Below are 23437 nucleotides of genomic sequence, written 5' to 3'. Positions count from 1 at the left end.
TCGGCCGTGGGGTGCCGGACACGGCGTCCGTCGGCCGTGGGGTGCCGGACACGGCGTCCGCCGGTCGCGGGGTGTGCGGCCTTTCGCGGGGGCGGCGAGGCGCGGGCTATCGCATATCGCATACATGGATCGGGTAGAGGTCTCTCCGTCACCGATCCGAGTGAGGTAGCCCTTCATGTCGACTTCAGCATCCCGTCGTCCGGCCCGGTCCGCCGACCCTCTCCCGGTCGGCGGGACGGTCATCGACCGGCTCGTGGCGGCCAACCGCGCGTATGCCGCCGGGTTCGTGGATCCGGGCAAGGACGCCCGTCCGGTTCAGCGGGTCGCCGTCGTGGCCTGCATGGACGCCCGGATCGACCTCCATGCCGCGCTCGGCCTCCAGTTGGGGGACTGTCACACCGTGCGCAACGCGGGCGGTGTCGTCACGGACGACACCATCCGGTCCCTGACGATCAGTCAGCGCGCGCTGGGAACGCGCAGCGTCATACTCATCCACCACACGGGCTGCGGTCTGCAGAGCATCACCGAGGAGTTCCGGCACGAGCTGGAGATGGAGGTCGGGCAGCGGCCGGCCTGGGCGGTCGAGGCGTTCCGTGACGTCGACCAGGACGTACGGCAGTCGATGCAGCGGGTGCGTACGTCACCGTTCCTGCCGTACACCGACGACGTCCGCGGCTTCGTCTTCGACGTCACGACCGGGCTGCTGCGGGAGATCGACCCGCGGGACTGAGCCGTTCTGTCCCGTTCTCGTGCCGCAGGGCGGTGGAGCCGCCGCCCTGCGGCACGAGGGCGGTCCTCCGGGGCGGTTCCCGCCTCCGGATTCGTCTCGGCATCCGTCTGGTGCGTCTCGCGAGGACGCTGCATACTGTATGCAGTCTTCGGGAGTCGCTCGCGAGGAGGGGGCACCTCGTGTCCTACCGCACCACCACTCTCTCCACCGTCCTGGCCGAAGTCGTCGCGCCCGCCGCCGAACGGACGGCCCGGGAGGACAGGTTCCCCCGAGAGGCCGTGGCGGCGTTGGGCCGCGCGGGGGTGCTCGGGCTCACCGTCGCCCGGGAGTCCGGCGGTGGCGGGCTCGGGCTCCCGGAGGCCGTCGACGTGGTCGCGAGGATCGCGCGCGTCTGCCCGGCGACCGCCGCCGTGCTCACCTCCCACTTCGCGGCGGTCGCCGCCGTCGAACTGTGCGGTGGCTCCTGGGTGCGCGAGGAGATCGTCGCCGGGCGGCACCTCGTCGGCCTCGCCCTCTTCGAGGACGGATGCGGCGGGCGCGGGGAGGAGGGCGCGTACGAGGGGTCCTGCTCGGTCGCCACCCGTTTCGCCGACGTGGTCGCCCTGCGGGGCCGCAAGCGGCAGGTGGTCGCCGCGGGGGAGGCCGACAGCTACCTCTGGTCCTCCCGGCCGCTCGCCGGGCCGGACGGTCTGACCTTGTGGGTCGTTCCGGCGCAGGTCTCGGACCTCTTCGTCCCCGCCCGGCCGGGCGGGGGAGGGCCCAGGGGCAGCGGGACCTCCACCCTGTACGCGGATCCGGTGCTCGTTCCCGCCGACGTGATGCTCGGACGGGACGGCGGCGGCCGCGACATCCTGCTGCGCGGTGTGCGGCCGTGGCTGCCGGGACCGAGGGCTGCCGCCGACGGCGCACTCCCCGGACCCGGCGGGCGGTGTGCGCGATGAGGTCCGTACGGCGGGCCCCCCGGTCAGTCCTGGTTCGTCCCGGCGGCCAGCTGCTTGCGGTAGAAGCCGGTGGTGCGCTCGGTGTGCTTGCGCATGACCTCGCCGGCGCGGTCGGAGTCGCCCTTGGCGATGGCCCTGATGAGCTGGGCGTGTTCGTTCCAGGCTTCCTTGCCGCGGGGCCGCGCGATCGGCGTGTAGTACCAGCGCACCTTCTGGCCGACACCCGCGATCAGTTCGGCCAGTACGGCGTTGTCGGCGATGGACGTGATGAAGGCGTGCAGCGCGGTGTTCGCCGCGACCAGCCGCTCGATGTCGCTCGCGGCGAGGGCGTCGACGCCCTCCTGGTGCAGCTCCCAGAGTCTCTCGACGTCCTCGGGCTTCGCGTGCTGGGCGGCGAGTTGGGCCGAGTAGGTCTCGAGGACCGCGCGGACGCCCAGGAGCTGGGCGGCCTCCTCCTCGGTGGGGGAGTGGACGAAGGCCCCCTGGGCGGGGCGCAGATCGACCCAGCCGTCGGTCTGGAGCCGTTGCAGTGCCTCGCGTACCGGCTGGCGGCTGACCCCGAGGTGTTCGGCGAGTTCGGCCTCGACGAGGTGCTGGCCGGGCTTGAGGGAGCCGCTGACGATCAGCTCGGTCAGGGCGTCGTACACCGCCTGCCGAAGTGGCGCCGGGCGGGTGACGCGCCGGGTCGCGGCGGCCGTGAGTGCCTCACGCATGGGAGCCCCGTTCCGCCACCGGGCCCCGTGGGGCCGACGGCTCTGCCGAGAGGTGGCCGCCGAGAGGGTCGCCGACGGCCGCGTCAGCATACAGGTTTTCGTATGCAGGATGGTGGGTCGCCGGGAGGCGATCCCAGGTCGGCCGGGGTGCCGCCGGAGCGCGGACCGCTCGACTCCCGCCCCCGTGGTCAACCCGCTCCCGCCCCCGTGGTCGGCCGGCCCTCGCCCCTGTGGCCAATTCCCGTCCGGGAGAAGCGAGTTGATTCGGATTAAGTTCTGTATACAGAAGCCTGTATGGGGTAGTGTCTCGGTCTCCCGCAAGCATCGCCGGGGACCCGTGCAAGGGAAGGCGGAGCGATCATGACGGCCAGCGTGAGTGACGTGACGGTCGAGAGCGTGGTGCGGAGGGTGGCGGCCGTCCACCGGGATCAGCGCGGTGCGCTCCTGCCCGTACTGCACGCCGTACAGGCGAAGTTGGGATGTGTTCCGCAGGAGGCGATCGCCGTGCTCGCCGACGAGTTCAACCTCTCCAGGGCGGACGTCCATGGAGTGGTGACCTTCTACCACGACTTCCGCCGGGAACCGGCCGGCCGCGTCGTCGTACGCATCTGCCGGGCCGAGGCCTGCCAGGCGCTCGGCGCCGACGGCCTGGTGGCCCGGGCCCGCGAGGCCGGACCGGCACTCGGGGAGACCAGCGCCGACGGGGCCCTCACCGTCGAGCAGGTCTTCTGCCTCGGCAACTGCGCCCTGGGCCCGTCGGTGGAGGTGAACGGGCGGCTGTACGGACGCGTCGGCCCGGCCCGGCTGGGCTCGATCCTCGACGGGGAGGTCCCGTCGTGACCGGCGGGCCCGACGACGACCGGACCGAGGGCACGGCGCACCCCGCCGCCACCGTCTACGTCCCCCGCGACTCGGCCGCCCGGTCCGTCGGAGCGGACGACGTCGCGGACGCCCTGCGAAGGGCTGCCGTACGAGGCGGCTTCCCCCTCGACGTCGTACGCAACGGATCACGGGGCATGCTCTGGCTGGAACCCCTCGTCGAGGTGGTGACCCCGCACGGCCGCGTCGGCTACGGCCCCGTGGCCCCGTCCGACGTCGAGGACCTGCTCGCCTCCGGCATGCTCGACGGCGCCGAACACCCCCTGCGGATCGGCGTGGTGGACCGGCACCCCTGGCTGGCCCGGCAGAACCGGGTCACCTTCGCCCGGGTCGGCGTCACCGACCCGCTGTCCACGGACGACTACGTGGCCCACGGCGGCCTCGTGGGACTGCGCGCCGCACTGGAGCGCCGGCCCGCGGACGTGGTCGCCGAGGTCACCGCGTCCGGCCTGCGCGGCCGGGGCGGCGCCGGATTCCCGGCCGGCGTCAAATGGAAGACCGTCCTGGAGTGCGCGGACGAGCTCAAGTTCGTCTGCTGCAACGCCGACGAGGGCGACAGCGGCACCTTCGCCGACCGCATGGTCATGGAGGGCGACCCGTTCCTGCTCATCGAGGGCATGACCATCGCCGCGCACGCGGTCGGCGCGAGCGAGGGCTACCTCTACATCCGCTCGGAGTACCCGGACGCGGTCGCCACCATGCGGGCCGCGATCGGCGTCGCCCGCGAACACGGCTGGCTCGGCGAGGACGTCCTCGGATCCGGCCTCGACTTCGACCTGCACGTCCGGGTCGGAGGCGGCGCGTACATCTGCGGCGAGGAGACCTCCATGCTGGAGAGCCTGGAGGGCAAGCGCGGCACGGTCCGCGCCAAACCGCCGATCCCGGCGGTCGAGGGCCTGTTCGGCAGACCCACCGTGGTGAACAACGTGCTCACCCTCGCGACGGTCCCCGTCGTGCTCGCCTCCGGCGCGCGGGCCTACGCGGACCTCGGTGTCGAACGCTCGCGCGGCACCCAGGTCTTCCAGCTCGGCGGCAACATCGCGCGCGGCGGCATCGTCGAGACCGCGTTCGGCGTCACCCTGCGCGAACTGGTCGAGGACTACGGCGGCGGCACCCTCTCCGGCCGCCCGGTGCGCACGGTGCAGGTCGGCGGGCCGCTCGGCGCCTATCTGCCCACGTCGATGTTCGATCTGCCGATGGACTACGAGGCCTTCGCGCAGGCCGGCGCGATGGTCGGCCACGGAGGCGTCGTCGTCTTCGACGACACCGTCGACATGGCCGCCCGGGCCCGCTTCGCGATGGAGTTCTGCGCCGCCGAGTCCTGCGGCAAGTGCACCCCGTGCAGGGTCGGTTCGGTACGCGGCGTCGAGGTCATCGACAGGATCGTGGCCGGTCGGCAACGGGACGAGAACCTGGCGCTCCTGGAGGACCTGTGCGACCTGATGACCGACGGTTCACTGTGCGCGATGGGCGGGCTCACACCGATGCCCGTACGCAGCGCCCTCACCCACTTCCCTGACGACTTCCTCGCCCGTGGCTCCGACCCGGAGGCCAACTCCCGGCAGAACGGCGGCGCGAGGAGGGAGGGCACACCATGACACTGCTCAAGGAACCCGACTTCGGCACCCCGGAACGGCCCGGCGAGGCCACGGTGTCGTTGGAGGTCGACGGGCTGGCGGTGACCGTTCCCGAGGGCACCTCGGTGATGCGCGCCGCCGCGCTCGCCGGCGTCGACATACCGAAGTTGTGCGCTACCGACAGTCTGGAACCCTTCGGCTCCTGCCGGTTGTGCGTGGTGGAGATCGACGGCCGGCGCGGCACCCCCGCCTCCTGCACCACACCGGTGGCGGACGGGATGAAGGTCAGGACGCAGACACCGAAGGTGGAGAAGCTCCGCCAGGGCGTCATGGAGCTGTACATCTCCGACCACCCGCTCGACTGTCTCACCTGCCCGGCCAACGGCGACTGCGAACTCCAGGACATGGCGGGCGTGGTGGGCCTGCGGCAGGTGCGCTACGGCTACGAGGGCGAGAACCACCTCGACGTCGAGAAGGACACCTCCAACCCGTACTTCGACTTCGACCCGGCCAAGTGCATCGCCTGCTCCCGCTGTGTGCGCGCCTGCGGCGAGGTCCAGGGCACCTTCGCGCTCACCATCGAGGGACGCGGCTTCGACTCCAAGGTCTCGCCCGGCGCCGCGGAGACGTTCATGGACTCCGAGTGCGTGTCCTGCGGGGCCTGTGTCCAGGCCTGCCCGACCTCCACGCTCCAGGAGAAGTCGGTGGTCGAACTCGGCATGCCCACCCGGTCGGTGGTCACCACCTGCGCCTACTGCGGGGTCGGCTGCTCCTTCAAGGCCGAGCTGCGCGGCGACGAACTCGTCCGCATGGTGCCGTACAAGGACGGCGGCGCCAACGAGGGCCACTCCTGCGTGAAGGGCCGCTTCGCCTTCGGCTACGCCACCCACCCCGACCGGGTCCTCAAGCCCATGGTCCGCGAAACGATCACCGATCCCTGGCGCGAGGTCGAGTGGGACGAGGCCATCGGCACGGTCGCCCGGCGGATGCGGGACATCCAGCGCCGGCACGGGCAGGGTTCGATCGGCGCGATCTCCTCGTCACGGTGCACCAACGAGGAGGTGTACGTCGTCCAGAAGATGGTGCGCGCCGCGTTCGGCAACAACAACGTGGACACCTGCGCCCGTGTCTGCCACTCCCCGACGGGATACGGGCTCAAGCAGACCTTCGGCGAGTCGGCCGGTACCCAGGACTTCCGCTCCGTGGCCGAGGCCGACGTCATCGTGGTGATCGGGGCCAACCCCACCGACGGACACCCGGTGTTCGCCTCCCGGATGAAGCGACGCCTGCGCGAGGGCGCGGAGCTGATCGTCGTCGACCCGCGCCGGATCGACCTGGTGCGCTCCCCGCACGTCGAGGCCGCGCACCACCTCCAGCTGCGGCCCAGCACCAATGTCGCCGTCGTCAACGCCATGGCCCACGTGGTCGTCACCGAGGGCCTGGTCGACCGTTCCTTCGTGGACACCCGGTGCGAAGGCTTCGACGCGTGGGCGGAGTTCGTGGCCCTGCCCGAGAACAGTCCGGAGGCGACCGAGGGGATCAGTGGTGTCCCTGCCGGCCAACTGCGCGCCGCCGCACGGCTGTACGCGAACGCACCCAACGGCTCCATCTACTACGGCCTCGGCGTCACCGAGCACAGCCAGGGCTCGACCATGGTCATGGGTATGGCCAACCTCGCGATGGCCTGCGGCAACATCGGCCGCGACGGCGTCGGGGTCAACCCCCTGCGCGGGCAGAACAACGTCCAGGGCTCCTGCGACATGGGCTCCTTCCCGCACGAACTGCCCGGCTACCGCCATGTGTCCGACGACGCCGTCCGCGAGGTGTTCGAGAACCTGTGGGGCGGCACCCTCCTCGCCGAACCCGGACTGCGCATCCCCAACATGTTCGACGCCGCGATCGACGGGACGTTCCGCGGCCTGTTCGTGCACGGCGAGGACATCGCGCAGTCCGACCCCAACCTCCAGCACGTCACCGCCGCCCTCGAGGCGATGGAACTCGTGGTCGTGCAGGACCTGTTCCTCAACGAGACGGCCAGGTTCGCGCACGTCTTCCTGCCCGGCGCCTCCTTCCTGGAGAAGGACGGCACGTTCACCAACGCCGAACGCCGGATCAACCGGGTGCGCGCGGTGACGAAGCCGAGGACGGGCAGGCACGAGTGGCAGATCGTGTGCGAGATCGCCACCGCCATGGGCTACCCGATGGCGTACGACCGTCCGGCCGCGATCATGGACGAGATCGCCGCGGTCACGCCGACGTTCACCGGAGTGTCCTTCGACCTGCTCGACAAGCTGGGCAGCGTGCAGTGGCCGTGCAACGCCTCGGCCCCCGAGGGGACACCGGTGATGCACGTCGACGCGTTCGTGCGCGGCAAGGGCCGGTTCGTCGTCACCGCGTACGTGCCGACCAGTGAACGCAGCACCCGGCGCTTCCCGCTGGTGCTCACCACCGGGCGCATCCTCAGCCAGTACAACGTCGGCGCGCAGACCCGGCGCACCGGCAACGTCGCCTGGCATCCCGAGGACGTCCTGGAGCTGCACCCGCACGACGCCGAGGTCCGCGGCATCACCGACGGCGCTCTGGTGACGCTGGCCAGCAGGGTCGGGCGGACGACCCTGCGGGCGCGGATCTCCGACCGGATGCCCACCGGCGTCGTCTACACCACGTTCCACCACCCGGTGACCGGCGCCAACGTGGTGACCACCGAGAACTCCGACTGGGCGACCAACTGCCCCGAGTACAAGGTCACCGCCGTACAGGTCGGGCTCGCCCACCCGCTCGGACACGGCGAGCGGACACCGCGGCGGGCCGCGGACGACGTCCTCACCGGTGGTGGACCGGCATGACGGCGACCGTGCCACCCGAACGCCGGATGGCGAACGACATCGCCGTGAACCTCGGGCACCTGCCGGAGGAGTCGGCCGCCGAGGCCGTCGCGGGTCACATCGGCCGCTTCTGGGACCCGCGCATGCGCTCCCGGCTCCTCGCGTACGCCGACGACGGAGCCGAGGGGCTGCATCCACTGGTGATCGCGGCGGTACGGCTCCTGCGCTGAGCCGGGGTGACCACCGCCAGAACCGGAAACCACCTGGACCAGCCACCGCCAGGACCGAAAACCCACAGAACCAGCCCAAGGAGGACCTCGGACCATGACCACTCCCTCGACACCGGAGACCGCGGCGAACACCGACACGCAGACCGAGCTCACCGACGGGTACCACCTGGTCGTCGACGCGCTGCAGATGAACGACGTCGACACGATCTACGGGGTCGTCGGCATCCCGGTCACCGATCTGGCCCGTCTCGCGCAGGCGCGGGGCATCCGCTACATCGGCTTCCGGCACGAGAGCAACGCGGGCCACGCCGCGGCGGCCGCCGGCTTTCTCACGAAGAGGCCCGGCATCTGTCTGACCGTGTCCGCGCCCGGATTCCTCAACGGTCTGGTCGCCCTGGCCAACGCCACCACCAACTGCTTCCCCATGGTGCAGATCTCCGGCTCCAGCGAGCGGCACCTGGTCGACCTCAGACAGGGCGACTACGAGGAGATGGACCAGCTCGCCGCCGCGCAGCCGTTCTGCAAGGCCGCCTACCGGGTGGGCCGCGTGGAGGACATCGGCCGGGGCATCGCCCGCGCCCTGCGCACCGCTGTCTCCGGGCGCCCCGGCGGTGTCTACCTCGACGTCCCCGCCGCGGTGCTCGGCTCCGTCATGGACGCGGAGGCGGGCGCGAGGACGTTGAGCCGCCTCGTCGACCCCGCCCCGCGCCAGTTCCCGGGGCCCGAGGCGGTGGACCGCGCCGTCGACCTGCTCGCGGGTGCCGAACGGCCGCTGCTGGTGCTGGGCAAGGGAGCCGCGTACGCGCGGGCCGACGAGCGCATCCGTGAGTTCGTGGAGTCCACCGGCATCCCCTACATCCCGATGTCGATGGCCAAGGGCCTGCTGCCCGACGACCACCCGCAGTCGGCGGCCGCCGCCCGTTCGCTCGCGCTGAAGAGGGCCGATGTCGTGATGCTCGTCGGCGCGCGCCTCAACTGGCTGCTGAACCACGGCCAGGCACCGCAGTGGAATCCCGACGCCCGGTTCATCCACGTCGACATCGAGGCCCGGGAGATGGACAGCAACCAGCCCATCGCGGCCCCGCTCGTCGGAGACATCGAGTCCGTGCTGGAGGCGATCGCCGAGCGGGCCAAGCCCGGCCGGATCGCGGCCCCCGCCGCCTGGCGCGCGGAGCTGGGAGCGCGGTCGGAGCGGAACGTCGCGAAGATGGCGGAGCGGCTGAAGGCGGACCCGCGTCCCATGCAGTTCATGGGCGCCCTGAAGGCCGTACGCGACGTCGTGCGCGAGCGCCCGGAGACGTACATCGTCAACGAGGGCGCGAACGCGCTGGACATCGCGCGCAACGTCATCGACATGCACGTGCCCCGGCACCGTCTCGACAGCGGCACCTGGGGTGTCATGGGCATCGGCATGGGCTACGCGATCGCCGCCGCCGTCGAGAGCGGCGCCCCGGTCGTGGCCGTGGAGGGCGACAGCGCCTTCGGGTTCAGCGGCATGGAGCTGGAGACGATCTGCCGGTACGGGCTGCCCGTCGTCACGGTCGTCATGAACAACGGCGGTGTCTACCGCGGAGACGACGTCAACCCCCTCGGTGACGCGCCCTCCCCGACCACCCTCATGCTCGCGGCCCGCCACGACCGGATGATCGAGGCGTTCGGCGGCAAGGGCTATCGCGCGACCACGCCCGCCGAGGTCACCGCCGCCCTCACCGAGGCACTGGCCTCCGGCGGCCCGGCGCTCATCGACTGCGCCATCGATCCCTCCGCCGGCACCGAGAGCGGCCACATCGCCCACCTGAACCCGAAGGGCATCACGGGGGGCAACATCGCGTCGGCCGCGAAGTGACCTGCGGACCGACTTCACAGGGATCGTGCCCGTCTGGTGATCGGGAGTCCGGCGTGGGATCGTTTCGCGGTGACCGATACCGCTCTTGGAGCGACCGCGTCGGGGCGGCCCGACGACCGCATACCCTCCGTCTTTCGCTTCGCGACGGAGATCGTGGCCTGGGTGGCCACGCCCTGGGCGCTGTCCGACCGTTCGTGGCTGCTCGCCGTCGTCTCCGTGGTGCTGCTCATCGGCCTGCCGACCGTCTTCGCGACCCCGGGAGACAAGTCCAACGTCATGGTGGCGGTGCCGGGTCGGGCGACCGTGCTGCTGGTGCTGCTTCAACTCGTCGCGGCGGTGGTGTTCTCGTGGCTCGCCTGGCCCGCCTGGGCGGCGGTACCGGTCAGCCTGCTGGCCGTCGTGACCTGTGTGACCGAGCGCAGACGGTGGCAGTGGCTGTCCCGAACCGGAAGGGACCGCCCGGCGGCCTGAAACCCGTTCCAGACCGGGCGCGTTCCGGCCGGCCCGAGCTCAGCCGCTCACGCCGAAGCGGCTGCCGGCGGTCTCGCCGTCGTCCGTGAGCGCCGCGGCGACGCGGCGGAACACCTGTAGCCCCTCCGCCCGTTGCGGGGCGGTCGGCGGCAGGACGTCCACGTCCCACCGGGTGCCGGCCGAACGGCTCGTGGACGTCGCAGCGGGGCGATGGCGAAGGTCTCCCACACGTGCGCGACTCGAAGGGGACGGGCCGGAAAGAGGCGGGGCCGAAGGAGGCCGGTCCGAGGGCGGCCGGGGACCGCGCAGACTCCCGCCCGGGCGCCCGGGTCCTCACGCGTCGCCGCCGGGTTCGGCGAACTCGGTGAGCAGGGCCGCGGCCGCGGTCACGTCGTCCGTGAGGGGGCGGTCCCGCATGTCCGGGTCCAGTGCCGCCGCCGCGCGGAGGTAGGCGCGGCCCGCGGGGGTTCCGGGCGCGGGCGCAGTGCCCCGCAGGCGCAACGCCCGTACGGCGGCGACGAGTTCGCAGGCCAGGACCAGCCGGTAGGGTCCCGCCGTCCGCAGCGCCTTGCGGGCCGCCTGGGTCGCGAAGGTCGCCGCCTCCTCCATGCCCTGGGACAGCACCGCATGCCCGAGCGCGGCCGGGGTGGCGCACGCCTGTATCTCGGCGAGGGCCGCGGCGGCGGTGTACTCCAGGATCATCATCCCGGACCCGGCCGAGGACGAGTCGGCCAGGTACGAGCGCAGTCCCGTCAGTTCGGGGCGGCCGAGTGCGGACAGCCGGGCCGCCGAGAGCCGGGCCGTGCCGAGCACGGCGAGGCCCAGCTGGTCGAGCGCGAGGGTGAGCGGCGCGGTGAAGAAGCCGCCGTGGTGCCGGGCGACGGGAGCGCCCGTGAGGTCGTCCCAGCCGATGAGGGGGTTCTCGGTGGCGGAGTTGAGGTCGATGGACAGAACCCGCTCCAGGCCGCTCCACGCTTCCATCGCGGGGCCGTGGGCCTGCGGGAAGCACCGGAAGCCGAAGGGGTCCTGCACCCGTGGCGGCACGTCGGCCGGCAGCCCGGCCAGGGTTGTCGGGCCGTCGGCCGCTCCGCCGAGCAGTCTCCGGACACGGGCCGCCGCCCGGCCGGTCGCCGGGTGCGCGTGGGCCGCGTGGACCTCGGGTGCGTACGGTTCGAGGGAGCCGTCCACCGCGTACAGGGAGAGCGCGGCCACGACGTGTGCGGCGCGCAACGGGACCCCGAGGTCGTGCCAGGCGAGCGCGGACTGCCCGAGGGTGAGGGCGTTGCTGCTCAACAGGGCCAGTGCGTCGCCGCGTTGCAGGGGGAGGCGCTCGGGGAACGGATGCTCGGGCGACAGGCCGTCGCGGAAGCGGCTTTCGGAGGCCGTCCGGTCCCGGATCCAGGTGCCGTGCCCGAAGAGGGCGAGCCCCAGCTGGGCCAGCGCCGTCAGATCACCGGTGCCCACGGACCCGTACTCGGGGACGCGGGGATGCACTCCCGCCCGCAGCGCCCGCGCGACGGCCGTGGCGACCTCGGGGCGCAGACCCGAGCCCGCGGACAGGAGTTGGTTCGTCCGCACCACCATCATCGCGCGGACCTGGCGTGCGGGCAGGGCTTCGCCCGCACCGCCCGCGTGACTCAGCAGCAGCCGCAGATCGTGGCCCGCGCCGTCGTGTTCCTCGACGGCCAGCCCCCGGTGTGCTCCCACGCCGGTGCTGCGTCCGTAGACGCGGGCGCCCTCCGCCGCCAGCCGGTGCGCCGCCAGCCGGGTGCGTTCCATGGCCTCGAGTGCCGCCGGGGACAGGGCCGGCGGTGCCGCTCCGTCGGCGACCTCGGCCACCGTGGCGGCATCGAGACCCCGGCCGTCGAGAGCCGCACCGGTCGGCGCGCTCCCCGTGGCCGGGCGTGCGGTGGCCGGGCCACCGGTGGCGGCGGCCGTGCGCTCGAGCATGCCGGACGTTCACTCCTCAGCCGTGTGCCCTTGCCGTCGCCGTCTTCGCCGGGAGCCGGGCCGGGAGGACGGCCTCCCGGCCCGCGGGCACCTGTCAGCCGGCCGCCGGCCCCGGCGTCAGCTCAGTCCCGCCGAGGCCAGCCAGTTCTTGGCCACGTCCAGCGGGTCCTTGTTGCCGTTCTGCACGTCGCCGTTGAGCTTCACCAGGGTGTCGGTGTCGAGCTTCGTCGAGACGTCGTTGAGGACCGCGATTCCGGCCGCCGGCAGACCGCTCCGGTAGGTCAGCGGAGTCACGTTCTCGAATCCGAACAGGTTCTTCGGGTCCTGCAGCACGACGAACTTGTTCTTGCTGATGGTGGGGTCCGTCGTGAAGACGTCCGCGGCCTGGATGTTGTTCTTCTGCAGCGCCGTCACGGTGAGCCGGCCGCCCGCGTCCAGTGCCTTGAAACTCTTGAAGTCGAGACCGTACACGGACTTCAGGCCCTTCAGGCCCTGCTGCCGGGTCTGGAACTCGGGAGACCCCCCGATGACCATGTCCTTCGCCACCGCGGCGAGGTCGCTGATGGTCGACTTGGCCGTGAGGTTGTACTTCTTGGCCGTCTCCTCGTTCACGGCGATCGCGTCCTTGTCCTCGGCCTTGGACGGCTCCAGCAGGGACAGCTTCGAGTCGAGCTTGGCCGAGATGGCCTGGTCGGTCTCGTCGACGGATTCCGGCGCGGCCTTGGCGTCCAGGTAGGCGAGCAGCGCGCCGTTGTACTCCGGAAGGACCGTGATCGTACCGTTCTTGATCAGACCGTACGTGGTCTCGCGGCTGCCGATGTTCAGCTTGTAACTGACCTTGATTCCCTTGGCCTTGAGGGCCTCGCCGTAGATGTCGGCGAGCAGGATGCTCTCGGGGAAGTTGTTGGAACCGACAACGACCGTACCGGCCTTGGCGGCGTCGCCCTGCAACGGGTCCTTGCTGTCGGAGTTGTCGGAGGAGCCGCAGCCCGTCAGCGCGGCGGCGGCCACAACCAGCAGGGAAACAGCGGAAGTTGCGGAGGTTCGAGTGCTTCTGGCGATGGTCACGTTGGTCATCCAGACTTGGCAATCGGTGGGGCGGTGGGGGCTGGTGGGCGCGGGTGACGGTCCTGACGATCCAATCGAGCCGCCTCAACTACCGTCAAGACACGAATAGATCACTGAAGGGGACCGTACAGCTTCAGCCCGTAGGCGCAACGTGACCGAAAGGGGAGCGAATCAGGCGTCCTGGCGTGCCACTTTTAGGTTGATCATGGCCGTACTCCGACGGCAGCCGCTAGTGTTGGCCGCGTCGAGGGCCCCCTTCCACTTGTCGGCCCGATCGCGTTCGCTCGTGACCATTGATCCACGCAGGCCCGCTTTTGGGCTGCCAACGGGGAATGAAGTCAAGGAGGTTGGGTGCCCGCGCACAGAAAGGCCGCCCCGGGGCAGCCGTCCACTGCTCTCGGGACCGGCCGGACACCATCTCTGCTGGACCGCTGGCCTTTCCGCCGGAAACTCAATGTTCTGGTGATCGTGCCGCTCGCCGTCATCTCCGTGATGCTCGCCTATGTCGTCTCCGGTGAGATCGGCCGGGCCCGGTCCGCCGCCGACACCGCCCGACTCGTGCGCGACAGCGTGCAGGTGACGAAACTCATCGACGCCGTGCAGACCGAGCACCGGCAGGCACTCCTGGTCTCCCTGCGCTACGAGGCCGCCGGCTCGGCGAAGAGTGCGCCGGACACCGCCGCCTATCTGGCCGCGCAGGACAAGGTCGACACCCGCATCGCGGCGGTCCGGGCCGTCTACGGCGACCGGCTGCCCGACGGCGAGGCCCAGGCGCTGAAGGAACTCGAAGGCCTGGACAGCCTCCGCGAGACCGTCGAGCAGGGGCCGATACCCGCCGACAACATCGACCCGGCGTACGGATCGGTGATCGAGGGTCTCATCGACGGCCTCGGTCTCGGCCGCTCGGGCGGCGAGTCCTCCTCGTCCGCGGGCAGTCTGCTCGACGCGCTGCTGCGCGCCGACACCGCCCACGCCTCCTTCGAGACCAGCGTGTTCGCCGCCCGCACCCGCGACGCCAACGCGCTCATCGAGTTCACCGCCGCCGTCGGCGACTACGACCAGTACACCTACCAGGCCGACCGGTTCACCCGGTCCGCCGGCCCCGAACAGGGCACCGACCTCGCCGGGATCGAGCACAGCCCGTACCAGAGCGTCATCGCCCAGCACTGGGCCACGCTCCAGGTCGACCCCGGAGCACTGGTCGCCGAGGACGCCGCGCAGTTGCGGGCCGCGCTCGGCGAGGCACTGCGCGCCGGGCCCACCTACGAGCGGCAGGCCGAGAACCGGCTGAAGATCGTCCAGTCACTGATCGGCGGCATCGCCGGGAACGCCCAGTCCGCGTCGAACGCCGCCTGGTGGCGGGTGGTCTGGCTGATCGCCGGCATCCTCGCCGCCTTCGCCGCCTGGCTGATGTTCTCCGTGCTGACCCGGCGTTCCGTCGTGCGGACCGTACGCACCCTGACGGCGGCGGCCCAGCACGTGGCCGGCGCGGCCAAGAGCGAGCTCGCCCGCGTCGCGGACGACGACGCCGACGACGCGAGCCCGCCGCGGCTGGAGGCCGTTCCCGTGCCGGTGCGCGACGAGATCGGTGAACTGGCCGAGGCGTTCAACCAGGTCCAGGTCACCGCGGGCGCGCTGCTGGCACGCCAGGTCGTCAGCCGGCGCAACATCGCCGAGATGTTCGGCAACGTCGGCCGCCGGGTCAGCAACCTGACGGCCCGTCAACTCGCCCTGATCGACTCGGTGGAGCGCGGTGAGACCGACCCCGAGGTGCTCGACCGGCTCTACCGCATCGACCACATCGCCGTCCGTCTCCAGCGCAACGCCGACAGCCTCATGCTGCTCGCCGGGATCAGCGAGACCGGTCTCAACACCGAACCGATGCGGCTCAGCAACGTCGTCCGCGCCGCGCTCGGCCAGATCGAGGGCTATCAGCGCGTCACCCCGCACGCCGAGGGCGATGTCACCGTCGTCCCCGACATCGTCGGCGATCTGACCCTGATGCTCGCCGAACTCCTGGAGAACGCCGTGATGTTCTCCCCGGCGACCAGTGGCGTCGAAGTCGTCCTGCGGCCCCGCCACCAAGGAGGCGGAGCCCTCGTCGAGATCATCGACCACGGACTCGGCATGAGCCCCGAGCGGCTGGAGCAGGAGAACGCCCGGCTGATCCGGCGCGAGCGCCTCGACCTGGCGCCGACCGAGGTCCTCGGTCTGTTCGTGGTCGGCGGTCTGTCCCGGCGCTGGGGCATCGAGGTCGCGCTGTCCCGCACCCCGGGCGGTGGTGTCACCGCCACCGTCGCGGTGCCCGCGGTCCACCTCGTGCCCGGTGACCCGGACTTCGTCGCCGCGCGGGCCCCGCGGATCGAGCCGCCCGCGCGCCGCTCCGGTCCGAGTGAGCCGCGCAAGGCACGGGTCGAGACGCCGCCCGGCCCCTCGGGCCTGCCCCGCAGGGTGCCCGCCTGGTCCAGGACCGCCGAGTCCCCCGGTCACGCCCGCCGTTCGGAGGCGGCGGACACCGGTGCCGAGCACGCGACGACGCACGGCGGTACCCGGCCCGGTGCCGGACCCGAGCCGGTACCCATCGGCCCGGGACGGACCGGCGAGGCCGGTCCGCTGCGCCGCAGGGTGCGCGGGGCGACCCTGTCGGCCGCCACCGCGTCGAGCCGGCTGCCCCGCCCCACGGAACCGCCCACCCACCGCAGGCCGCCGTCCTGGCAACCCACGGACGCCGAGGCGGCACGCTCCGAACTCGACGAGTTCGAGGCCGCCGTCCTGCGGGCCGAACGTGAGAGCGCGGCCGAGGACCGCACGACCGTGGTGACCCGACCGGGCGGCAGACCCGACGGCCCGGCCGGGACCCACACCCAGAACAGAAGACCCTCTTCCCCGGAAGGCATGAGCACGTGACCATGTGGACAGGCGGGCCCGAGTCCCGGACAGCGGAACCCGCGGCGGACGTGAAGACCGCCGCGGCCGACTTCAACTGGCTGCTCAACCGGTTCGCCACCGAGACGGCCGGAGTCGTCGACGTGATCGGCGTCTCCTCCGACGGACTGCTCATCGCGGTCTCCCAACTGCGCGGCCAGGCCGACTCCGAGCGGCTCGCGGCGATCGTCTCCGGCATCACCAGCCTCGCCATGGGAGCCTCCGGCAACTACGGCCTCGGCAGCCTCAACAAGGTCATCATCGACCTGGAGGAAGGGCATGTGCTGGTGTCCTCGCTCGGCGCCGGAGCGGTCCTCGGAGTGGTCGCCTCGAAGGAGGCGAAGCTCGGCAACATCGCCTACGAGATGACCCTCTTCGCCAACCGGGCCGGTGCGGTGCTGAGTCCGCAGCTGGTGATGGAACTGAAGCGAACCGTGGGCATCGCACCGGCCGGGTGATGTCCGACGGCGCGTCACATGACCGGTGACGCGCCGCGAACCGAAGGGGGAGGACGTGATGACGTCCGGCGAGCCATTGGCCGGCGGTGACGGCGCGTGGGGTGCGGAGCGCCCCGCCTCGGTCGTCCGGCCGTTCCTGCTGACCGCGGGGCGGATCGCCGGCGGGGACAGCCTCGTTCCGCCGATACCGATCGAGACACAGGTGGTGGCCACCAATGCGGGACTGGCGACGCTGGACCGCTTCGTCTTCGACCAGCACCGCGACATCATCACGGTCTGCCGCGAGCCGCAGTCGCTCGCGGAGATCGCGGCGAGACTGAGGATGCACTTGAATGTGGTCCGGGTCCTCGCCGACGATCTGCGCGCCGACGGCCAACTGGCCCTGTACGCGCCACAGGCCCGCTCCAACCGCGATGCCACTGTTCTGCGAAGGGTGATCGATGGTCTCCGAGCTGTCCCCGACTCCCGGGGCGCGATCCATGAGGGATGACGACGGGCGTCCCCGGCCGCCGCTGCCGGTGAAGATGGTGATCGCGGGCGGCTTCGGCGTGGGCAAGACCACGACGGTGGGGGCCATTTCCGAGATCGAGCCGCTGACCACCGAGGCGTCCATCACCTCGGTCGCCGCCGGTGTCGACGACCTCACCCACACCCCGGAGAAGGTGACGACGACCGTCGCCATGGACTTCGGCTGTGTCACCCTCGACCCGACCCTGAAGCTCTATCTGTTCGGCACCCCCGGCCAGGAGCGGTTCGGGTTCATGTGGGACGACCTCGTCGAGGGCGCGCTCGGCGGACTCGTCATCGTCGACACCCGGCGCCTGGACGACTGCTACGCGGCCGTCGACTACTTCGAGCACCGCGACATCCCCTTCGCGGTGGCCGTCAACGCCTTCGACGGCAAGGTCGAACACGATCTGGACGACGTACGCTGGGCCCTCGACGTCGCCGACCATGTGCCGCTGACCGTCTTCGACGCACGCGACCGGGGATCCGTACGGGACGCGCTGCTCGTCGTCCTCGAACATGCTCTGGCCAGGGCCGAAGGCTGATCACACCTCCCCGGGGCCGCGGGGCCTTCCCGGCGGCCGAGACCCGCACCCCGTCGGTCCGGCGGGTGTGGTCGAGGGCGGTGTCCGACGAACGGCTCGGGCCGTGCCTCGGCACGGCCGGGGGTACCCGCCCGTTCCTCGTCCGGCGGGGCCGAGCGACGCGGACGGGGACGGCTCGAAGCCGTCCCCGCAGGGTGGTCGTCCGTGCGCGTGGCCCTACGCCGCCCGGCGCCTGCGTACTCCCGGGGAGACCGCCACCCGGCCCACGGCCCAGAACAGCATGAGGACGAGCAGCGCGAGAACGGCCGTGAGAGCGGCTCCGCCGACCACCTTCTCGTAGTCGTGCTGGTACAGGCCGTCCAGGATGTACCGGCCGACCCCGCCAAGGGAGACGTAGGCCGCGATCGTGGCCGTCGAGACGATCTGGACCGTCGCCGAGCGCAGCCCGCTGAGGATCAGCGGCAGCGCCGCCGGGACCTCGACCTGGAACAGGATCCGCGCCTCCGGCATGCCCATGCCGCGGGCCGCGTCGACGGGGGAGGGGTCCACGGCGCGGATCGCCTCGTAGGTGGTGATGAGGACCGGTGGGACCGCCAGCACCACGAGCGGGATCATCACCGGCACGATGCCGAGGCCGAGCCAGAGGAACATCAGGACCAGGAGCCCGAAGGTCGGCAGTGCGCGGGCTCCGGTGGACAGGAAGGCCAGCGCGTTGCCGCCGCGCCCGGTGTGCCCGGTGACCAGGCCGATCGGCAGCCCGATGGCCGAGGCGATCGCGAGGGCCGCGGCCGTGTACTGGACGTGCTCCCACACGCGCTGCGGGATGCCGTCGTAGCCGTGCCAGTGGGAGCCGTCGCCGAAGAAGGACTGCATGAAGTTCAGTACGTTCACGAGGCGCCCTCCGCGGTGCGCGCGGGGGTGGCCCCGGAGCGCCCGGCGGCGCGGCCGGACGGCGGCTGCCAGGGGGTGAGGAGCCGCCGGAGCAGGACCAGCAGGGCGTCGATCACGATCGCGAGGACGGCGATGGTGACCACCGAGGTCACCGCGAGCCGGGGACGGCCGTACAACTGGGCGGTGGTCAGCAGGTTTCCGAGCCCGCCCTGGTTGCCGATCAGCGCGCCGACGCTCACCAGGCTGATGCTGGAGGCCGTGGCCACCCGCAGTCCTGCCATGATCGCCGGTACGGCGATGGGCAGTTGCACCTGGAAGTAACGGCGCGCGAGGCCGATGCCCATCGCCGAGGCGGCGGCGTTCGTCTCCTCGGGAACCGAGCGGATCCCGTCGACCACCGCCGGGACGAGCACGACCAGGCTGTACAGGCACAGCGGGATCATCACCGTGAGCTGGCTGAGCCCGGTGTAGTCGATGAGCACGACGAAGAAGGCGATCGAGGGGATCGCGTAGAGCACGGTCGAGGTCCACAGGACCGGCGCGTAGAGCCAGCTGTAGTGGACGCACAACAGGCCGACCGGCAGCGCCAGCAGGAGGCCGGCCAGCACGGGGACGAGCGCCTCCTGCAGATGGATGGCGATCAGACCGCCGTAGCTGTGCTGGAGGTCGCTCGGTATGTCGAAGAACCCGTTCATCGCCCGGCCTTCACCGCCGGCGCCCCCTGCGGGGCGTCCGCGGCCCGTCGCCGCCGGGCCGACCGGATCGCCGCGGCCACCGTCTCCTGCCCGGCGACCCCGAGGACCTTCCCGGAGCCGTCGACGCCGACCGCCTGGCCGGTCGGCGAGAGCACCGCCCGGTCCAGGGCGACCCGCAGCGAGTCACGGCCCACCTCGAAGCACGGGCCGCACGGTTCGAGGGCCTCGACGTCTCCGTCCCAGCTGCCGGGGTCGGCCCAGCCGAGCGGCTCGCCGCCGGCGTCGGTGACCAGCACGGGCGCTCCCTCGGGTGCGCGTCCGGCGATCTCCCGCCAGTCGGAGCCGACGGGGAACACCCGGGAGCGGTCGAGTCCGAGTTCGTGGGTGGACAGGAACGACAGACCGCGGATGCCCCGGTCGGAGCCGAGGAACTTCTCGACGAACGGATCGGCCGGCGCCGAGAGGATCTCGTCGGGGGCCGCGAACTGGGCGAGCCTGCCGCCGGTGCGCAGGACGGCGATGCGGTCGCCGATGGTGATCGCCTCGTCCATGTCGTGGGTCACGAACACGATCGCCTTGCCCAGTTCGCTCTGGATGCGCAGCAACTCCTCCTGCAGTCCCCGGCGTACGACGGGGTCGACCGCGGAGAACGGCTCGTCCATGAGCAGGATGGGCGGGTCGGCCGCCAACGCGCGGGCGACACCGACCCGTTGCTGCTGGCCGCCGGAGAGCTGGTACGGATAGCGGCGGGCCATGGCCGGGTCGAGGCCGACCCGCTCCATGAGTTCCGCCGCGCGCTCGCGGGCGCGCTGCCTGGACCAGCCGAGCAGCCGGGGCACGGTGGCGATGTTGTCGAGGATCGTCCGGTGCTGGAAGAGGCCCGCGTTCTGGATGACGTAACCCATGGAGCGGCGCAGGGTGTTGACGGGCCGGGTGCGGATGTCCTCGCCGTCGACCCGGATCGTGCCGCCGCTGGGCTCGATCATGCGGTTGATCATGCGGAGCGTGGTGGTCTTGCCGCAGCCCGAGGGTCCGACGAGAACGGTGATGGAGTGGTCCGGTATCTGGAGGGACAGGCGATCGACGGCCACCGTGCCGTCGGCGTATCGCTTGCTGACATCTTCGATGGCTATCAAGCGTCGAAACCCTTCGGGAACGGCCTTGCCCGCGCGTGGCGCGATCACGTGCACGAGGGTGCGTAGTCTAGTCAGTCGATGTTCGTTCCCGGCCATGACAGATCGTGAATGTCGTGCGTACGTCCGCTATTTCTGGGTGCGCCCCGGCCGGCTCGCACGGGTCATCGTGACACCGAGCCGCTCACCGCGCAGGACCCGCAGGTGGAGCGCGGCCCAGGTGCGCAGCGGCCGCCACTTCTCCGAGATCTCGGTCAACTCGCGGTCGGGCCCGTACTGTTCGGCGATCTCCGCCGCGAGCCTGGGCTCCTGGGTCGGCAGGACGTCGGGGTGGTTGGCCCCCCGGACCACGACGAGTTCGGCGGCGAAGGCGCCGAGTCCCTTGGCCTGTTGGACCTGGCGCATCGCGTCCCGCGGTTCCAGGGAACGCAGTCGGGCGCCGTCGAGCATTCCGTCGAGCGCGGCCCGTGCGACGGCGTGCAGGTATTCGGTCTTGCGCCACGGCAGTTCGGCGTCCAGGCGGAGCAGGGCCCCGGGCGCCGGGAACGCGCCGCCGGTGCCGTACGCGGAGATGAGGTCCTGGCGCATCCCGCGGGCCGCCGGCATCCCGGTGCGCTGGGTCAGCACCGCCCAGCAGGCGGCTTCGTAAGGGGAGTGGAAACCGCACGGGCGAAGTCCCGGCCGGCTCGCCTGGATCCGGCCGATCACCGGGTCGCGGTCGCCGACCTCGGGCCAGGCGCGGGCGTCGACGTCCAGCGAGAGGAAGCGGCGCACCTGCTCGGCGGCGGCGTCCAGATCGCCGTCTCCCGCGACCGTGACCCGGGCGGTGGACCCGCTCTGTGTCACCTCGGCCGTGACCTGCCGCCAGTCCGCGTCGGCGTGGAAGACGGTCCGCAAGCCCGCCCCCGTGCCCTTGGCCGCGGAGGGCGGCACGGGCGCCATCTCCTCCCAGAACTCCCTGCAGTTCTCCAGGGACCAGGGACCCGCCACCTCGAACTCGACCATGTGCCGCGCCATGCCGTACCTCCCGCTCGGGACACGTTCACCGTGTCGGTGAGCACCACTGTGGAGGCGATACCTGACAATATCCGTCAACTATTACGCGCGGCCCGCGGAACCCGCGCTGACCAGTTCCCGCGACGGCACGCGCTCGTGGCTCTCGCGGTTCTCCCGGGCCGGCTCCACGAGCCCCTGCCCGCCCTGCCGCCACAGCCACAGGATGTCGCGGCCGAACGACCACACCAGCAGCGCCAGCGCCGTCAGCACGGCCGCCGCCTCCACGTCGTACGGCAGCAGCCCGGAGCCCGCGACCAGCAGGATGACGCCCTGCAGGGCCGCCACCGTCTTGCGCGCCATGCTCGGCGGCAGCTCGCCGTTCAGCCACGGCAGCACCCGGGCGGCGGCGACGAAGGCGTAGCGCATCGTGCCGATCAGCAGCACCCACGGGCCGAGCGACATCCCGACGTACACGCTCAGCACGAGGATCAGGAACGCGTCCACCTCCATGTCGAAGCGGGCGCCGAGGGCCGAGGAGGTGCCGGTGCGCCGGGCGACCTTGCCGTCGACGCCGTCGAGGATCAGGGCGACCGCCGTCAGACCGACCAGCAGACTCACCGGCGGCGAGCTCTCGAAGGAGTCCGCGACCAGCGCGGTGACACCGCCCACCAGGATCGCGCGGCCGAGCGTGACCCGGTTGGCGGGCCCGAAGGAGCGGGGCTGCGTGCGCCGCAGAGCACGGGTGAGCACCGCCCAGGTGGCGAACGCGAACACCAGGCCGGTCAGCCAGCCCGCCGGCCCCATCCCGATCGCCGTGCCCAGCAGGGCCAGGACCAGGAGCTGCACGCCGGCTCCCACCATGGTCTCCTGCTGGGGGAGCCTTGCACCGTACATGTTGTTCAGGGCCACCGCAGATCCTCCGGCCGAATGACAGATTCGATCAACGCCGCGTACCGTGTGCGCGACTTGTCACTGCTCCGTACGTGAAGATCTGCGGAATCGTTCAGGAGGACGCTCATGGAACTCACAGCTCGCGCCTTCTGGCTCGCCTCGCCGGGCCACGGCGAGCTCCGTGACGTCACCCTCGACGCGCCCGCGGAGGGCGAGGTACTGGTCCGTACGCTCTACTCCGGAGTCAGCAGGGGCACCGAGACCCTCGTGTTCCGCGGGGGAGTCCCCGAGAACCAGCACGCCTCGATGCGCGCGCCGTTCCAGGAGGGGGATTTCCCCGCTCCCGTGAAATACGGCTACCTGAACGTCGGCCGGGTGGAGCAAGGACCCGCGCATCTGCTCGGGCGGACGGTCTTCTGCCTCTACCCGCACCAGACGCGGTACGTCGTCCCGGTGAGCGCCGTGACCGTCGTGCCCGAGTCGGTGCCCGCCTCCCGCGCCATCCTCGCCGGCACCGTCGAGACCGCGGTGAACGCCCTGTGGGACGCCGCCCCGCTGATCGGCGACCGGATCGCCGTGGTCGGCGGCGGCATGGTCGGCTGCTCGGTCGCGGCCCTGCTCGCCCGGTTCCCCGGCGTACGCGTCCAGCTCGTCGACGCCGACCCGGCACGCGGTGCCGTCGCCCGCGCGCTCGGCGTCGATTTCGCGCTCCCCGAGGACGCCGAGGGCGAACTCGACCTGGTCGTGCACGCCAGCGCCACCGAGGCCGGACTGAACCTCGCGCTCGGCCTGCTGGCCCACGAGGGGACCGTCATCGAGCTGAGCTGGTACGGAGACCGCCGGGTGGCCCTGCCGCTCGGAGAAGCGTTCCATTCGCGCCGTCTCACCCTGCGCAGCAGCCAGGTCGGCTCCGTCTCCCCCTCCGGCCGGGCCGGAAGGACGTACGCGGACCGGCTGGCGCTCGCCCTCGAACTTCTCGCCGAACCGGCCTTCGACGCCCTGATCACGGGCGAGTGCTCCTTCGGCGAACTTCCCGGCGTGATGGGGAAACTGGCCTCCGGATCGATACCCGCCCTGTGCCACCGGGTCGCCTACGAAGAGGTTTGAGCCGACGAGAACCGGCCTGACCTCTACGGACTCCGAAGAAAGGGCAACACGCGGCTGAA

General features: G+C 71.6%; 22 protein-coding genes. 13 read left to right on the top strand and 9 right to left on the bottom strand.

Annotated features, from left to right (window positions below; all coding sequences use genetic code 11):
• The first annotated feature begins 175 nt into the window (after window positions 1-175).
• Both ACH4S8_RS26385 and ACH4S8_RS26380 read left to right on the top strand, forming a co-directional pair.
• Window positions 176-730, top strand: coding sequence for a beta-class carbonic anhydrase (locus ACH4S8_RS26385; protein ID WP_398398152.1), 555 nt, complete (start codon window positions 176-178; stop codon window positions 728-730).
• Between the two features lie 179 nt (window positions 731-909).
• Entirely contained in the window at window positions 910-1671 is a 762-nt protein-coding gene (locus tag ACH4S8_RS26380; protein ID WP_398398150.1) for an acyl-CoA dehydrogenase family protein, read from the top strand.
• 23 nt (window positions 1672-1694) lie between these two features.
• Here ACH4S8_RS26380 and ACH4S8_RS26375 read toward each other — a convergent pair whose 3' ends face one another.
• Entirely contained in the window at window positions 1695-2384 is a 690-nt protein-coding gene (locus tag ACH4S8_RS26375; RefSeq protein WP_398398148.1) for a GntR family transcriptional regulator, read from the bottom strand.
• 360 nt (window positions 2385-2744) lie between these two features.
• Here ACH4S8_RS26375 and ACH4S8_RS26370 point away from each other — a divergent pair, with 360 nt between their 5' ends.
• The 6 genes from ACH4S8_RS26370 to ACH4S8_RS26345 all read left to right on the top strand — a co-directional run bounded on the left by ACH4S8_RS26370 (window position 2745) and on the right by ACH4S8_RS26345 (window position 10212).
• Window positions 2745-3224: an NAD(P)H-dependent oxidoreductase subunit E gene (locus tag ACH4S8_RS26370; RefSeq protein WP_398398146.1), complete on the top strand. Its 480-nt coding sequence runs from the start codon at window positions 2745-2747 to the stop codon at window positions 3222-3224.
• A complete protein-coding gene (locus ACH4S8_RS26365) occupies window positions 3221-4861 on the top strand; it encodes a formate dehydrogenase beta subunit (protein ID WP_398398144.1) in 1641 nt (546 codons plus the stop codon). The genes ACH4S8_RS26370 and ACH4S8_RS26365 overlap by 4 nt, the downstream gene beginning before the upstream one ends.
• Window positions 4858-7686, top strand: a complete 2829-nt coding sequence (gene fdhF, locus ACH4S8_RS26360) for a formate dehydrogenase subunit alpha (RefSeq protein ID WP_398398142.1) — start codon at window positions 4858-4860, stop codon at window positions 7684-7686. Before ACH4S8_RS26365 ends, fdhF begins: the two co-directional genes overlap by 4 nt.
• A complete protein-coding gene (locus tag ACH4S8_RS26355) occupies window positions 7683-7895 on the top strand; it encodes a formate dehydrogenase subunit delta (protein ID WP_398398140.1) in 213 nt (70 codons plus the stop codon). The genes fdhF and ACH4S8_RS26355 overlap by 4 nt, the downstream gene beginning before the upstream one ends.
• Window positions 7896-7989: 94 nt before the next feature.
• Window positions 7990-9741 carry an oxalyl-CoA decarboxylase gene (gene oxc, locus ACH4S8_RS26350; RefSeq protein WP_398398138.1) on the top strand — a complete coding sequence of 584 codons (1752 nt, stop codon included), beginning with the start codon at window positions 7990-7992 and terminating at the stop codon, window positions 9739-9741.
• Window positions 9742-9810: 69 nt separating this feature from the next.
• Window positions 9811-10212 (top strand): hypothetical protein, encoded by a 402-nt coding sequence (locus ACH4S8_RS26345; RefSeq protein ID WP_398398136.1) that lies wholly within the window; start codon window positions 9811-9813, stop codon window positions 10210-10212.
• 39 nt (window positions 10213-10251) lie between these two features.
• Here the strand turns inward: ACH4S8_RS26345 and ACH4S8_RS26340 are convergent, their stop codons facing one another.
• The 3 genes from ACH4S8_RS26340 to ACH4S8_RS26330 all read right to left on the bottom strand — a co-directional run bounded on the left by ACH4S8_RS26340 (window position 10252) and on the right by ACH4S8_RS26330 (window position 13239).
• On the bottom strand, window positions 10252-10374 hold the full coding sequence (locus ACH4S8_RS26340) for a hypothetical protein (protein ID WP_398398133.1): 123 nt from the start codon (window positions 10372-10374) through the stop codon (window positions 10252-10254).
• Window positions 10375-10545: 171 nt separating this feature from the next.
• A complete protein-coding gene (locus tag ACH4S8_RS26335; protein ID WP_398398131.1) occupies window positions 10546-12162 on the bottom strand; it encodes an aromatic amino acid ammonia-lyase in 1617 nt (538 codons plus the stop codon).
• Window positions 12163-12279: 117 nt separating this feature from the next.
• Window positions 12280-13239 carry a glycine betaine ABC transporter substrate-binding protein gene (locus ACH4S8_RS26330; RefSeq protein WP_398398129.1) on the bottom strand — a complete coding sequence of 320 codons (960 nt, stop codon included), beginning with the start codon at window positions 13237-13239 and terminating at the stop codon, window positions 12280-12282.
• Window positions 13240-13581: 342 nt separating this feature from the next.
• Here ACH4S8_RS26330 and ACH4S8_RS26325 point away from each other — a divergent pair, with 342 nt between their 5' ends.
• Genes ACH4S8_RS26325 through ACH4S8_RS26310 form a run of 4 tightly spaced genes read left to right on the top strand, consistent with a single transcriptional unit; the run spans window position 13582 to window position 17665 of the window.
• Window positions 13582-16137: an ATP-binding protein gene (locus ACH4S8_RS26325; protein WP_398398127.1), complete on the top strand. Its 2556-nt coding sequence runs from the start codon at window positions 13582-13584 to the stop codon at window positions 16135-16137.
• A 2-nt stretch (window positions 16138-16139) separates the two neighbouring features.
• Window positions 16140-16613, top strand: a complete 474-nt coding sequence (locus tag ACH4S8_RS26320; protein ID WP_398398618.1) for a roadblock/LC7 domain-containing protein — start codon at window positions 16140-16142, stop codon at window positions 16611-16613.
• 58 nt (window positions 16614-16671) lie between these two features.
• Complete coding sequence (locus tag ACH4S8_RS26315) at window positions 16672-17103, top strand: DUF742 domain-containing protein (RefSeq protein WP_398398125.1); 432 nt, start codon at window positions 16672-16674, stop codon at window positions 17101-17103.
• Window positions 17093-17665 (top strand): GTP-binding protein, encoded by a 573-nt coding sequence (locus ACH4S8_RS26310; RefSeq protein WP_398398122.1) that lies wholly within the window; start codon window positions 17093-17095, stop codon window positions 17663-17665. The genes ACH4S8_RS26315 and ACH4S8_RS26310 overlap by 11 nt, the downstream gene beginning before the upstream one ends.
• Window positions 17666-17881: 216 nt before the next feature.
• Here ACH4S8_RS26310 and ACH4S8_RS26305 read toward each other — a convergent pair whose 3' ends face one another.
• The 5 genes from ACH4S8_RS26305 to ACH4S8_RS26285 all read right to left on the bottom strand — a co-directional run bounded on the left by ACH4S8_RS26305 (window position 17882) and on the right by ACH4S8_RS26285 (window position 22289).
• Entirely contained in the window at window positions 17882-18556 is a 675-nt protein-coding gene (locus tag ACH4S8_RS26305) for an ABC transporter permease (RefSeq protein ID WP_398398120.1), read from the bottom strand.
• Window positions 18553-19251, bottom strand: coding sequence for an ABC transporter permease (locus tag ACH4S8_RS26300; RefSeq protein ID WP_398398118.1), 699 nt, complete (start codon window positions 19249-19251; stop codon window positions 18553-18555). The genes ACH4S8_RS26305 and ACH4S8_RS26300 overlap by 4 nt, the downstream gene beginning before the upstream one ends.
• Window positions 19248-20387, bottom strand: a complete 1140-nt coding sequence (locus ACH4S8_RS26295) for an ABC transporter ATP-binding protein (protein WP_398398116.1) — start codon at window positions 20385-20387, stop codon at window positions 19248-19250. The genes ACH4S8_RS26300 and ACH4S8_RS26295 overlap by 4 nt, the downstream gene beginning before the upstream one ends.
• Before the next feature lie 126 nt (window positions 20388-20513).
• Complete coding sequence (locus ACH4S8_RS26290) at window positions 20514-21401, bottom strand: DNA-3-methyladenine glycosylase family protein (RefSeq protein ID WP_398398114.1); 888 nt, start codon at window positions 21399-21401, stop codon at window positions 20514-20516.
• A gap of 81 nt (window positions 21402-21482) precedes the next feature.
• Entirely contained in the window at window positions 21483-22289 is an 807-nt protein-coding gene (locus tag ACH4S8_RS26285; RefSeq protein ID WP_398398112.1) for a CDP-alcohol phosphatidyltransferase family protein, read from the bottom strand.
• A 108-nt stretch (window positions 22290-22397) separates the two neighbouring features.
• On the opposite strand from ACH4S8_RS26285, the gene ACH4S8_RS26280 reads away from it, so the two are divergent.
• The gene (locus tag ACH4S8_RS26280) at window positions 22398-23378 is read left to right on the top strand and encodes an NAD(P)-binding protein (RefSeq protein ID WP_398398110.1); all 981 of its coding nucleotides are present in this window, start codon (window positions 22398-22400) and stop codon (window positions 23376-23378) included.
• The last annotated feature ends 59 nt before the right edge of the window (window positions 23379-23437 follow it).

The sequence above is a fragment of the Streptomyces sp. NPDC021080 genome (assembly GCF_044333225.1).
GTDB lineage: Bacteria > Actinomycetota > Actinomycetes > Streptomycetales > Streptomycetaceae > Streptomyces.
Note: the sequence above shows the minus strand (reverse complement) of the source record. Positions and strands in the feature narration are given on the sequence as shown.